The following is a 13,418-nucleotide window of genomic DNA, read 5'->3' as shown; positions in this document are numbered from 1 at the left end:
ATCAGCCGCCGGACTTGATGGTGGCCCAGATGCGGGTGATCTCGCGGTCCTGTTCTTCGGTCTGGGCCGCGGGGGTATACATGCGCGCCAGCGTCGCCTCATCGGGATAGACGGCGGGATCGCCTGCGATGGAGGGGTCGACCAGCGGCGTTGCCGCCTTGTTGGCATTGGCATAGCCCGTGTAGTTGGTGCAGGCGGCGATCACCTCGGGGCGCAGAAGGTAATCGACAAAGGCATAGGCATTGTCGGTATTGGGGGCGTCCGAGGGCAGGCAGAGCAGATCGAACCATGCCGGGGCGCCGGTTTCGGGCACGAAATAGGCAAGGTCCATCTCGATCCCGGCTTCGGCGGCGCGCGCCTTTGCCACGCCGTAATCGCCCGACCAGTTGTTGATGGCGCAGAGTTCGCCATTGGGGATGGCGGTCAGGTAATTGGCGTTGTCGAAGGTGGCGATATAGTCGCGGATGGGGGCGAAAGCCTCGGCCATCCTGGCATATTCGGCGGGGCCTGCGGTGTTGGGATCAATGCCCAGATAGCTGAGGACCATGAAGCCGATATCGGTGGGGCTGTCGAGGATGGAGATCCCGCAATCGGCCAGTTTGGCGGCGTTTTCCGGTTTGAACAGCGTGTCGAGAGAGGCAAGGTTGGCGTCGGGCAGGCGTTCGCGCACCATGTCGAGGTTATAGGTGATGCCGACCGATCCCCACATGTAGGGAACGCCGTATTCGTTGCCCGGATCGAAGCCTTCGACGATCTTCAGGATGGCAGGATCAAGGTTGGACCAGCCCGAAAGGCGGCTGCGATCCAGTTTCTGATAGACGCCCGCCGTCACGAATTGCGGCAGCGACAGGCCCGCCATGACGACGACATCATAGCCTGTGGAGCCTGCCAGCATCTTGGCCTGCATCTCTTCGGCGCTGGCGTAAAGGTCGTAGACCACGCCGATGCCGGTTTCGGCTTCGAAATCCGCGATGGTGGTTTCGCCGATATAGTCGGACCAGTTGTAGACATTCACGGTGCCGGCCTGCGCCCAGGAGGGGCGGACATAGGGGACAGCCAAGGTGCTGCCAAGCGTCAGAAGGGCGTTGCGACGGGTCAGTTTCATGGCGGTCTCCCTGTTGTCTGCGTGCCGGTGTTCCGGTCTTGATCCTGCAAGGCTAAGCGCGATCAGCCTGTCGCGCCAAGCATTTCCTGATTGACCGCGGCCATGCGATCCTCGGGCGGGGGGGTGTCGAGTTTCATCACGGGCAGAAGGGCGCGCAGGTCGTCATGGTGGCGGCGCAGGCCCCATTCCAGATCGGAGAGGTGGAAATTGTCGAAGGCCGAGGATTTCATGGATTCGTTCGACCAGATCGAAAGCTGCTGATCCTCGGCCGAGGTGTCGCGGTCGATCCGCATGGCAAGGTAGCGGGCAAGCCGTTCCTGCCGGGATTCATCGGGGTTGCGATAGAGGCGGCCGGTCAGCCGGGTAAGGCCGGGGCCAAGCGGGATTTCGTGATAGTATTGAACGCCTTCCGGGGTGAAGGCGAAGACGATCTGGGGGAATAGGCCATAATAGGTCCAGGCCCCGGCCAGATGCGGCGGCAGGTGATCGCGCGCGCGGGACAGGCGGTTGTAGTGGCGCACGGACCAGAGCCGCCCGGGCGTATCGCCGTAGCGGCCGATGGAGATGTTCAGCCCGTCGGACAGGAAGATGTCGCGATAGTCGCGGCCATAAAGATCCTGCAGGCCCGGATGGGCGAGGGGGACATGATAGCCTTCATTGTCGACATCGCGGACGGATTTCCAGTTCACCGGCAGTTCGGTTGACCAGTAAGGCGTGGCGACGGGCAGGATGTCAGCCGTGCGGTAGGCGGCGAAATCGGCATCGAAGGGGGCGAGGAGATCGGCGATATCGGCCTGCGGGCCGGGGTGGAAACGCAGGAATATGAACCCGTGGAATGTTTGCATTTCAATGGGTTTCAGGCCGAACTTCGCGCGATCCATGCTGTCGAAGCTGGTGGGCTGCGACGCGCCGCGCAGGGTGCCGTCAAGGTTGTAGACCCAGCCGTGGAAGGGGCAGACGATGGAGCCGCGGCACTGGCCCCGGTCGCCATCCACCACACGCGCGCCGCGGTGGCGGCAGAGGTTGTGGAAGGCGCGCACCTCGCCATCGGCGCCACGCATCACGACGGCGCGTTCGCCGAGCATGTCATAGGTGATCCAGTCGCCCTTTTCGGGCAGGTCGTTCACATGGCCGACCACCTGCCAGTGGTTCAGGAAGACATGGTCGCGTTCAAGATCGAACAGCGCCGGGGAATGATAGGTCCAGCCCGGAAGGCCGCGCCTGTCCCAACTGTTGGGAACGGGCTGAGAGCGCAGGGGATGCGTGGTCATGTCGGGATCTCCATCTCGGAAAGCACCCATTGGTGGAAGCGGTGAAGCTCGTATTCCTCGGGCATCAGGCGGGCGGTCATGGCGGCGGGTGCCGAAAGGCCGCGCTGGTTCATCTCGCAGGCGGCGGCGTCCTGTGTGAGAACAAGTTTCGCGAAAGCCGCGACCTGGGCGGGATCGAAGGCGCTGTCGGCAAGGGTTTCGGGGGCGAAATGCCATTCCGCAACCAGGCGCATCCGGGTGGGGGAAAGCGGTTCCACGCGGACGGAGCGGACGTAATCGACATGGGCCACGACGAAGAGAGAGGGCCAGAGCGTGAGGAAGGTATGCCCCGCCGCGCGTTCGGCGGCGGTCAGACCGGGGAAGGGGGCGGCGGCGGGCAGGCCTGTCAGAGTCCAGCTTTGCGCGCCGCTGCGCAGGGGGGGCGCGGGGGGCTGGTCGGGCGTCCAGTCGGGGCGCTCGTCATGGGCCATGACGCCCTTGCCATAGACCGGGACCAGATCGCAGAGTTCGGGATGGATGCCGGGGCAATGCAGGCATTCGGAGTAGTTTTCCCAGAAAACCTTCCAGTTGCAGGCAATCTCGTTTTCCCAACGATGACCTGTAACCAATTGATCCATGGGCCAATTGTCGAAAATCGACAGGGGAACATCCGCCCTGAGGGGGGCGGGATCTTCGGCGCAGGACAGGAAGATGAAGCCGTTCCAGACCTTGATCGCGACCGGGCGCAGACCATGGGACGCGGCATCGAAATCCGCCGTGGGGCGGGCATGGCCGGTGGCGATGAGGCGGCCATCGGCGGCGCTGTAGGCCCAGGCGTGATAGGGGCAGGAGATGCGCTTGCCCAGCGGCTGTTCCCCGGCTGCGCAAAGCTCGGCCCCGCGATGGCGGCAGATGTTGTGGAAGGCGGAGAGTTTCCCCCCAACATCATGGCAGAGCAGGACGGGATGCGCGCCCACCATGATGCGCCGCATCCGGCCCGGCGGCAGATCGGAGAGGCGGCCCGCGGCGACCCAGTGGCGCGACCAGGGCCCCGCCATTTCGCGGACGAACCAGTCGGCGCCGCGATAGGCGTCCGGGGGCAAGCCGGGGGGGCAGTGATCGAGCAGCGGGCCTTGGGGGGCGGGCATCGGGAATCTCATTTACAGCTTTGCAGATGGTCGCTGGAATCTGATTGAACTGTCAATCAAAATGGTGAAGACTGCGGAAATCCCTTGTTTTCCAGCGCCATGCGGCTATGGAAAGGATGGGCGAGTGATGGGCGAGGATGGAAAATGGCCAGTTTGACGGAAGCTGTCGCCGCGCCGCGCCGGAAGTTGAGCCGGGGGGAGCGCCGGCTGCAACTGATCGAGGCGACCATCGCCGTGATGGCCGACCATGGCTATGCGCGCACCACGCTGGGCGAGGTGGCCCGGCGGGCGGGGCTTTCGCATGGATTGGCAAATTTCCATTTTGAATCAAAGGAAAAGCTGCTGGCGGCGACGCTGGATCACCTGTCGGAGGAGTATCGCGCCAATTGGCAGGCGGCGCTGGCGGGGGCGTCGGATCACCCCGCCGACAGGATCGCGGCGCTGATGGCTTCGGATTTCGCCCCGGCGATCTGCACGCCGGAAAAGCTGGCGGCCTGGTGTTCCTTCTGGGGTGAGGCGCAGAGCCGCCCGATGTACCAGGAGCATTGCGGATCAAATGATCAGGAATATCAGGATGTTCTGGAGCGTCTTTGCGATGATCTGTTAAGTCTTGGCGGCTATCCCGGCCATGCCGGGCGGATCGCGCGGGTGCTGCGGGTGGTGACCGAAGGGGTCTGGCTGGACCTGATGACGATGCAGGCACCCTATGACCGGGAGGAGGCGATGGCCACGGTCTGGGCGGCGGCGGCGGCCTTCTTTCCGCGGCACTTCGGGGCCGAGGGGCGGCTTTCCGGGCCCTGAAGGGTGTGCAACGCCCGGTGCAGATGCGCAGTGCAGCAGGGCGTATGCACCGAGAGGCAGCTGATCCCGGGGTCAGCGCCCCGTCAGGCGGCGCTGCAGGATGCGGTGGAGCTTGCGGTGCAGGGGCGTGATGCGGTGGCGCAGGTGGGTGGCGGCATAGACCGGCTGGCGCAGGACTGGGGCATCCGTCACCTCGCGGAAGCGGCCCGAGGCGAGCATCTGGGTGGCGGTGCGTTCCAGCACATAGCCCGCGCCGCCCATCGCGGTGAGGAGGGAGGCGACCGTCGCGCTTTGGCCCACCGAGACGGGGGCGGAGGCGAATTCCGGCGTCAGGTCGCGGTGCATCGCTTCGAACATCGGCGAGAAATGGGCGAAGATGAAGGTCTGGGGGTTCACCTCGGCCCGGCGGTCGGTGTCGGTGCTGATCATGCGATAGGTGACTTCGCCCAGTTCCGAGAAGTGCAGGTCGGGGTGGGGTTTGGGGGAATACATCACGGCGAAGTCGAGGATGCCCGTCAGGACATCGGCGCACATCTGGTTGGAATAATCGGGTTCGATGTAGAAGGCGGTATCGGGGAGCGCGCGGCGGAAATCGGCGATCCATTCGCCGATATGCTGGGCGGCAAGGTCGTTCTGGATGCCGAGACGGATCAGGTGGGCGGCGCGGTCGGGGACCTGGATGCGGCGGCGCGCCTCGTGCCATTCATGGCGCAGGGCGCGGGCATGGGGCTCAAACCGCGCACCTTCGGTGGTGAGGTCGGTTCCGGCGCGGGAGCGGGTGAAGAGTTTTGATCCCAGCGCCTGTTCCAAGGCGGCGATGCGGGCGGAGATGGTGGATTGCGTAAGGCCCAGCCGTTCTGCCGTGCGGTTGAAGCTGCGGGTTTCGCAGAGGTCGAGGAAGGTTTCGAGATGGTCGATCTGCATGGGTGCGTGAGGGGGGCTGCCTAATCGGGTTTTCCGATCAATAGGCGGGTCGGGGCCGAATTGAAAGGGCAGGGTTTGGCTGTCATCCTTCCGCGCGGAATGGACGGAGGGCGAGATGGCGGATTTTCCCACGAGCGCGCGGGTGGTGATCATTGGCGGGGGCGCGGTGGGGGCGTCGTCGCTGTATCACCTTGCCAAGGCGGGGTGGACGGATTGCGTCCTGTTGGAGAAGAACGAATTGACTGCCGGGTCCACCTGGCATGCGGCGGGGAACGTGCCGACCTTTTCGTCCAGCTGGTCGATCATGAACATGCAGCGCTATTCGGCGCAGCTGTATCGGGGGCTGGGGGAGGCCGTCGATTACCCGATGAACTATCACGTGACCGGGTCGGTGCGGCTGGGGCATAGCCGCGAGCGGTTGCAGGAGTTCAAGCGCGTCGTGGGGATGGGGCGGTATCAGGGGATGGACCTTGATATCCTGTCGCCCGATGAGATCCGGTCGCGCTATCCCTTCCTTGAGACGCATGATCTGACGGGGGCGTTGTATGACCCCTATGACGGCGACATCGACCCCGCGCAGTTGACGCAGGCGCTGGCCAAGGGGGCGCGGGCGATGGGGGCGCGGATCGAGCGGTTCTGCCCCGCGACGGGTGTGCGGCGCGAGGGCGACGAGTGGGTGGTGGAGACGCCCAAGGGCGAGATCCGCTGCGAGATCGTGGTAAATGCCGCCGGTTACTACGCGCGCGAGGTCGCCAAGATGTTCGGGCGCGATCTGCCGATGATGGTGATGAGCCATCAGTATCTGCTGTTCGACACGATCCCGGAGTTGGAGTCGTGGTCCAAGGGGGTGGGTCACAAGCTGCCGCTGCTGCGGGATGTGGATTCGTCCTATTACCTGCGGCAGGAGAAATACGGGTTCAATCTGGGGCCGTATGAGAACCCCTGCCGCGCGCATTGGGCGACGCCCGATGATCCGATGCCGGAGGATTTTTCCTTCCAGCTGTTCCCGGATGATCTGGAGCGGTTGGAGTGGCATATCAACGACGCCATGGCGCGGGTGCCGCTGCTGGGGCAGGCCAATCTGACCAAGGTGATCAACGGGCCTATCCCCTATACCCCGGACGGGAACCCATTGATCGGGCCTATGCCCGGTGTGCCGAATGCGTTCGAGGCCTGTGTCTTCACCTTTGGCATCTGTCAGGCGGGCGGGGCGGGCAAGGTTCTGGCCGAATGGGTGACAGAGGGGGCGACGGAATGGGACATGTGGTCCTGTGATCCGCGCCGCTTTACCGGGTTCGAGGACCCGCAATACTGCGTGGAGAAGGGGATGGAGGTCTATGGGCATGAATATGCCATCCATTTCCCGCATCACGTCTGGCCTGTGGGGCGGGGGAAGAAGCTGTCGGCGGTGCATGACCGGACGGCGGCGATGGGGGCGCAGTTCGGGCCATATAACGGGTGGGAGCGGGCGCTGTGGTATGCGCGGCCCGGCGATGATGTGAGCGAGGCGGCGCAGCGGACCTGGGACCGGGAAGGCCCGTGGTTCGGTGCGGTGCGGGAGGAGTGCCTCGCGGTGCGGGATGCCTGCGGCATCCTCGACCTGCCGGGGTTCAGCCGGTTCCGGGTGACGGGCGCGGGGACGGTGGCGTGGCTGTCGGCGCAGATCACGGGACGCGTGCCGGGGGTGGGGCGGCTGGGGCTGGCCTATTTCGCGGATGGGAAGGGGCGGATCGTCACCGAGATGTCGGTGGCGCGGATCGCGGAGGAGGAGGTGCTGCTGATCACGGCGGCGACCGCGCAGATGCATGACAAGGAGTGGCTCTTGTCCACCTTGCCTGCCGGTTTGACGCTGGTGGATGAGACGGAGGCATGGTCGACCCAGATCCTGACGGGGCCGAAGGCGCGCGAGGTTCTGGTGGCGGCGGGGTGCGAGGCCGATCTGGGCAAGGGCTGGCTGACCTTTCAGATGGCGCGGATCGCGGGGGCGGAGGTTGGGCTGTTCCGGGTGAGCTTTGCCGGGGAATTGGGGTGGGAGATCCATTCCCGCGTGGCGGATACGCCTGCGGTCTTTGACGCGGTGATGGCGGCGGGGCGGCCCTTGGGCCTGCGGCCCTTCGGGATGTTCGCGCTGAATTCCTTGCGGGTGGAGAAGGGGTATCGGGCGTGGAAGGGGGACCTTTCGACCGATTACACGGTCTTGCAGGGCGGGCTGGAGCGGTTCGTGGATTGGGCCAAGCCCGACTTCCGGGGCAAGGCCGCGCTGGAGGCGGAGAGGCAGCGGGGCGTATCCAAGCGCTTCGTGACGCTGACCGTGGAAGCGGGGGAGTGCGATCCGCCTTACATGTCGACGCTGTGGCATGAGGGGGCCGTCGTCGGGGAGACGACGAGCGGCTATTTCGGGCATCGGGTTGGAAAGGTCGTGGCGCTGGGGATGCTGCGGGCGGACCTCGCGGTGCCGGGGACGGTGGTCGAGGTGGAAATCTTCGGCGAGCGGTGCCGGGCGGTGGTCTGCGAGGATGCGCCGCTGTGGGATGCGAAGAACGAGCGGTTGCGCGCGTGATCGGCTGCGGGACCGGGGGACTTTGCGCCCCCCGGACCCCCCGCAGGATATTTTAGAACAGATGAAGGGCAGGGCGATGGGAATTCCGGTGCGGGCGCGGGCGGTGGTGATCGGCGGGGGCGTGTCGGGCTGTTCGGTGGCCTATCATCTGGCCAAGGCCGGGTGGACGGATGTGGTGCTGCTGGAGCGGAAGCAGTTGACATCTGGCACGACATGGCATGCGGCGGGGCTGATCGGGCAGTTGCGCGGGTCGGCGAACATGACGCGGCTGGCGAAGTATTCGGCGGACCTTTACGTCAAGCTGGAGGCGGAGACGGGGGTGGCGACGGGGATGCGGCAGGTGGGCAGCATCTCGGTGGCGCTGACCGAGCATCGGCGGGAGGAGTTGCTGCGGCAGGCCACCGTGGCGCGCATCTTCGGGGTGGATGTGGCGGAAATCTCGCCTGCCCAAGTCAAGGAGATGTATCCGCATCTGAACGTTTCGGACGTGGTGGGGGCGGTGCATCTGCCGCTGGACGGGCAATGCGACCCGGCCAATATCGCCATGGCGCTTGCCAAGGGCGCGCGGATGCGGGGCGCGCAGATTTTCGAGCATACGAAGGTGGTGGGTGTGCGTCAGGCGGGGGGGCGCGTGACGGGGGTGGATTATGTGTCCTCGGACGGGGAGCCGGGGTTCATTGGCGCCGATGTGGTGGTGAATTGCGGGGGGATGTGGGGGCGCGACCTTGCGGCGCAATCAGGCGTGACGTTGCCGCTGCATGCCTGCGAGCATTTCTACCTGATCACCGAACCCGTGGAGGGGTTGGGCCATCTGCCTGTGCTGCGGGTGCCGGATGAATGCGCCTATTACAAATCGGACGCGGGCAAGATGATGATCGGCGCCTTTGAACCCAAGGCGAAGCCCTGGGGGATGGGGGGGATCCGCGAGGATTTCATGTTCGACACGCTGCCCGAGGATTGGGATCACTTCATGCCCATCCTTGAGAAGGCGATGGACCGGATGCCTTTGTTCCAGACATCGGGGATCCATACGTTCTTCAACGGGCCTGAGAGTTTCACGCCGGATGACCGCTATTATCTGGGCGAGGCGCCGGAGTTGCGGGGGTATTGGATTGCCGCGGGGTATAATTCGGTGGGCATCGCGGGATCGGGGGGCGCGGGGATGGCGCTGGCGTCCTGGATCACGGAAGGAGAGCCGCCCTTCGATCTGTGGGAGGTGGATATCCGCCGGGCGCAGCCCTTCCAGCGCAACCGCGCCTATCTGAAGGAGCGGGTGAGCGAGACGCTGGGGCTGCTTTATGCCGACCACTTCCCCTTCCGGCAGGTGGAGACGAGCCGGGGCGTGCGGCGGACGCCGCTGCATGAGCATCTGAAGGCGCGGGGCGCGGTGTTCGGCGAGGTCGCGGGTTGGGAGCGGGCGAACTGGTTCGCGCGTCCGGGGCAGGAGCGGGAATACCGCTATGACTGGAAGGGGCAGAACTGGTTTGAGAACCAGAAGGCCGAGCATATGGCCGTGCGCGAGGGGGTCGGGTTCTTTGACATGACGTCCTTCGGCAAGATCAGGGTGGAGGGGCGGGATGCGTGCGCCTTCCTGAACCGGGTCTGTTCGGCGGAGGTGGATGTTCCGGTGGGGCGCATCGTCTATACGATGTTCCTGAACGCGCGCGGCGGGATCGAGGCGGACCTGACCGTCACGCGGCTGTCAGAGACGGCTTTCCTGCTGGTGGTGCCGGGGGCGACGTTGCAGCGCAATCTGGCGTTGCTGAGGCGGGCGCGGGCGGATGAGTTCGTGGTCATTACCGACATGACGGCGGCGGAGTCGGTTTTGTGCATCATGGGACCCAAGGCGCGGGACCTGATGGCGGCGGTGTCGCCGGACGATTTCTCCAACGCGGCGCATCCGTTCGGGATGGCGCGGGAGATCGAGGTGGGCATGGGCCTGGCGCGGGCGCATCGGGTAACTTACGTGGGCGAACTGGGCTGGGAGCTGTATGTGAGTTCCGACCAGACGGCGCATGTCTTCGAGGCGCTGGAAGAGGCGGGGGCGGGGCTTGGGCTGACGCTGTGCGGGATACATACGCTGGATTCTTGCCGGATCGAGAAGGCCTATCGGCATTGGGGCCATGACATCACCGATGAGGATCATGTGCTGGAGGCAGGGCTTGGCTTTGCCGTGTCGAAGAAGAAGGCGGGGTTCACGGGCCGGGATGCGGTGCTGCGCAAGGCCGAGGCGGGGTTGAGCCGTCGGATGGTGCAGTTCCGGGTGGAGGACCCGTCGGTCATGCTGTTCCACAATGAGGCGATCGTGCGGGATGGGCGGATCGTGGGGCCGGTGACGAGCGGGAATTACGGGCATTTCCTCGGCGGGGCGGTGGGCATGGGCTATGTGCCTTGCACGGGGGAGAGCGAGGCGGAGGTCCTGGCGTCGCGTTACGAGATCGAGGTGGCGGGGGTGCGGCATGCGGCCGTGGCGTCGCTGGTGCCGATGCACGACCCGAAATCGGAGCGGGTGCGGATGTGATCGAACCCGGGGGGCCATGCGGCCCCCCGGACCCCCCGGCGCGGGACCACGGATGTGGCGCGGGGTGGAGGCGGGGAAGATGGGTATTTGGGCCGAGACGAAAGGGCTTGCGGAATGAGCGATATCGGTGAGGTTTGCGAACCGGCACGGGCGCGGCGGTCGGGCGGGCGGTCGGCGCGGGTGGCGCTGCGGGCGGCGCCTTTGGCGGATGATGTGCGGCCCGTGCGCGGGGGGATGCCGGGGGGGCAGTACAAGCCGCTGACGGAGGCGGGGATGGCGAAGATCCATGCCTCGGCGCTGGAGGCGCTGGAGGTGATCGGGCTGAGCCAGGCGCCGAAATCGGGGGTGGAGATCATGACCGCCGCCGGGGCCATCCAAGGGGATGACGGGCGGCTGCGGTTCCCCCGCGCGCTGGTCGAGGACATGCTGGCGGTGGCGGCGCGGGATATCACGCTTTATGCCCGCGATCCGAAGCATGATCTGCATCTGACCGGGACGAATGTGCATTTCGGCACGGCGGGGGCGGCGGTGCATATCGTCGACCCGATCACGCTGGACTATCGCGAGTCCACCGCGCAGGACCTGTATGACGGGGCGCGGCTGGTCGATAACCTCGACAACATCCATTTCTACCAGCGCACGATGGTCTGCCGCGATGTGGTGGACAATCGCGAGATGGACCTGAACACGCTTTACGCCTGTCTTGCGGGCACGAAGAAGCATGTGGGGACGAGCTTTAGCGATCCTGCCCATGTCGCGGATTGCTTCGACATGCTCTATATGGTGGCCGGGGGCGAGGAGAAGTGGGTGGAGCGGCCCTTCGTTTCCAACTCCAACTGTTTTGTCGTGCCGCCGATGAAGTTTGCGGAAGAGTCCTGCATCACGATGGAGGATTGCATCCGGCGGGGGATGCCCATGCTGCTGCTGTCTGCGGGGCAGGCAGGGGCGACGGCGCCGGCGCCCATCGCGCTGACCATCGTGCAGGCGGTGGCGGAATGTCTGGCAGGCGTCGTCTATGTGAATGCGATCAAGAAAGGGGCGCCCGCGATTTTCGGGACCTGGCCCTTCGTTTCGGACCTGCGGACGGGGGCGATGAGCGGGGGGTCTGCGGAGCAGGCGCTGCTGACGGCGGGCTGTGCGCAGATGCACCGGTTCTATGGGCTGCCCGGAGGCGCGGCGTCGGGGATTTCGGACAGCAAGCTGCCGGACATGCAGGCGGGATGGGAGCAGGGGATCACCAATGCACTGGCGGGCCTTGCCGGGTTGAACATGTGCTATGAGGCGGTGGGGATGCATGCCTCGCTGCTGGGGTTCTGTCTGGAGAGCCTTGTGCTGGGCGATGATCTGCTGGGGCAGGCGATGCGGCTTGTGCGGGGGATTGATGTGACGGAAGACAGCACCTCCATCGAGGCAATGAAGGAGGTCTGTCTGGGCGGGCCGGGGCATTATCTGGGATCGGACCAGACGCTGAGCCTGATGCAGACGGAATATGTCTATCCCAAGGTGGGCAACCGGATGAGCCCGAAGGAATGGAACGAGGCGGGCAAACCCCTGTTGCTGGATGGCGCGATCCGGCGCAAGAATGAGATCCTGTCCAAGGCGGGCTGCCGGGTGGAGCCCGAGATCGACGCCGCGATCAGGGCGCGGTTCAACATCTATTTCCGGTGAGGGAACAATGACCTACGCAAATCTTTCGAAGTTCTACATCAACGGGGAATGGGTGGCGCCGCTGGGAGGCAGCACCATGGGGGTGGAGAATCCGGCGAGCGAGGAGATCGTGGCGCAGGTGGCGCTGGGATCGGTGGCCGATGCGGATCGGGCCATTGCGGCGGCGCGGGCGGCCTTTGACGGGTTCACCGCCTGGAAGGCCAAGGATCGGATCGCGCTGCTGGAGGCGATCCTTGCCGAATACAACAAGCGCTATGAGGAATTCGCGGTTGCCATGTCGACCGAGATGGGCGCCCCCATGGCCTGGGCGCGCGAGGCGCAGGCCTGGGCGGGGCAGGTGCATATCGAAAGCACGATCAAGGCGGCGAAGGAATTCCATTGGGAAGAGATGCGGGGCGATACGCTGATCATCCGTGAAGGGATCGGGGTTTGCGCGCTGATCACGCCCTGGAACTGGCCGATGAACCAGATCGCCTGCAAGGTGGCGCCCGCCATTGCGGCGGGCTGCACCATGGTGCTGAAGCCGTCGGAGATCGCGCCCCTGTCGGGGGTGCTGTTCGCCGAGGTCTGCCATGCGGCGGGGGTGCCGGCGGGTGTGTTCAACATGGTGAACGGGACCGGGCCGGAGGTGGGCGCGCGCATGTCGGCGCATCCGGAGGTGGATATGGTGTCCTTCACCGGATCGACCCGGGCCGGCACGGCGGTGGCGGCGGCGGCGGCGCCGACGGTGAAGCGGGTGGCGCAGGAACTGGGCGGCAAGTCGGCCAATATCATCCTGCCGGGGGCCGATCTGGCCGCGGCGGTTGCGGGCGGCGTCGAGGGATGTTTCGGCAATACGGGGCAGTCCTGCGATGCGCCGACGCGGATGTTCGTGCCTGCCGCGCGGATGGATGAGGCGCTTGCCGTGGCGAAGGAGGCGGCGGAAGCCGTGGTCGTGGGCGATCCGAACGATCCCGCGGTGACGATGGGGCCGCTGATTTCCAAGCTGCAGTTCGACAAGGTGCAGGGGTTGATCCAGAAAGGGATCGACGAGGGGGCAACACTGGTGACGGGCGGCGTGGGGCGGCCTGCCGGGCTGAACCGGGGCTGGTTCGCGCGGCCCACGATCTTTGGTCATGTGACCAATGACATGACCATCGCGCGGGAGGAAATCTTCGGTCCTGTCCTGTCGGTGATCGGCTATGAGACGGTGGATCAGGCCGTGGCGATGGCCAATGACACGGTCTATGGCCTTGCCGCCTATGTGCAGGGGCCGACGGCCGAGGCGGTGGCCGTGGGTCGCCGCCTGCGCGCGGGGCAGGTGAGCCTGAACTATCCGGCCTGGGATACTTTCGCGCCCTTTGGCGGATACAAGCAATCGGGCAATGGCCGGGAATATGCCGATTGGGGCATCCATGACTTCTGCGAGGTCAAGGCCATCGTGGGGCATGGGGCGTAAGGG

Annotated in this window: 9 protein-coding genes; 5 read left to right on the top strand and 4 right to left on the bottom strand. The window is 65.5% G+C overall.

The window, feature by feature from the left end; translation table 11 throughout:
• Nucleotide 1 precedes the first annotated feature (1 nt).
• The 3 genes from G5V65_RS11790 to G5V65_RS11780 all read right to left on the bottom strand — a co-directional run bounded on the left by G5V65_RS11790 (nucleotide 2) and on the right by G5V65_RS11780 (nucleotide 3,503).
• Nucleotides 2-1,105, bottom strand: coding sequence for a polyamine ABC transporter substrate-binding protein (locus tag G5V65_RS11790; RefSeq protein WP_165050272.1), 1,104 nt, complete (start codon nucleotides 1,103-1,105; stop codon nucleotides 2-4).
• Between the two features lie 62 nt (nucleotides 1,106-1,167).
• A complete protein-coding gene (locus G5V65_RS11785) occupies nucleotides 1,168-2,376 on the bottom strand; it encodes an aromatic ring-hydroxylating oxygenase subunit alpha (RefSeq protein WP_165050270.1) in 1,209 nt (402 codons plus the stop codon).
• Nucleotides 2,373-3,503: an aromatic ring-hydroxylating oxygenase subunit alpha gene (locus G5V65_RS11780; RefSeq protein ID WP_165050267.1), complete on the bottom strand. Its 1,131-nt coding sequence runs from the start codon at nucleotides 3,501-3,503 to the stop codon at nucleotides 2,373-2,375. The genes G5V65_RS11785 and G5V65_RS11780 overlap by 4 nt, the downstream gene beginning before the upstream one ends.
• A gap of 144 nt (nucleotides 3,504-3,647) precedes the next feature.
• On the opposite strand from G5V65_RS11780, the gene G5V65_RS11775 reads away from it, so the two are divergent.
• Complete coding sequence (locus tag G5V65_RS11775) at nucleotides 3,648-4,304, top strand: TetR family transcriptional regulator (RefSeq protein ID WP_165050265.1); 657 nt, start codon at nucleotides 3,648-3,650, stop codon at nucleotides 4,302-4,304.
• Between the two features lie 72 nt (nucleotides 4,305-4,376).
• Here the strand turns inward: G5V65_RS11775 and G5V65_RS11770 are convergent, their stop codons facing one another.
• Entirely contained in the window at nucleotides 4,377-5,228 is an 852-nt protein-coding gene (locus tag G5V65_RS11770; protein ID WP_165050263.1) for a LysR family transcriptional regulator, read from the bottom strand.
• Nucleotides 5,229-5,343: 115 nt separating this feature from the next.
• Here G5V65_RS11770 and G5V65_RS11765 point away from each other — a divergent pair, with 115 nt between their 5' ends.
• The 4 genes from G5V65_RS11765 (at nucleotide 5,344) to G5V65_RS11750 (ending at nucleotide 13,415) form a co-directional block, all read left to right on the top strand.
• Entirely contained in the window at nucleotides 5,344-7,788 is a 2,445-nt protein-coding gene (locus G5V65_RS11765) for a GcvT family protein (protein ID WP_165050260.1), read from the top strand.
• Nucleotides 7,789-7,849: 61 nt separating this feature from the next.
• The gene (locus G5V65_RS11760; protein WP_165050258.1) at nucleotides 7,850-10,309 is read left to right on the top strand and encodes a GcvT family protein; all 2,460 of its coding nucleotides are present in this window, start codon (nucleotides 7,850-7,852) and stop codon (nucleotides 10,307-10,309) included.
• Nucleotides 10,310-10,423: 114 nt separating this feature from the next.
• Entirely contained in the window at nucleotides 10,424-11,977 is a 1,554-nt protein-coding gene (locus G5V65_RS11755) for a trimethylamine methyltransferase family protein (RefSeq protein WP_165050256.1), read from the top strand.
• Between the two features lie 7 nt (nucleotides 11,978-11,984).
• Nucleotides 11,985-13,415, top strand: coding sequence for an aldehyde dehydrogenase family protein (locus tag G5V65_RS11750; RefSeq protein ID WP_165050253.1), 1,431 nt, complete (start codon nucleotides 11,985-11,987; stop codon nucleotides 13,413-13,415).
• The last annotated feature ends 3 nt before the right edge of the window (nucleotides 13,416-13,418 follow it).

It is taken from the genome of Paragemmobacter kunshanensis (assembly GCF_011059185.1).
GTDB classification, from domain to species: Bacteria; Pseudomonadota; Alphaproteobacteria; order Rhodobacterales; family Rhodobacteraceae; genus Paragemmobacter; species Paragemmobacter kunshanensis.
This window is presented reverse-complemented; position numbering and strand designations above follow the sequence as displayed.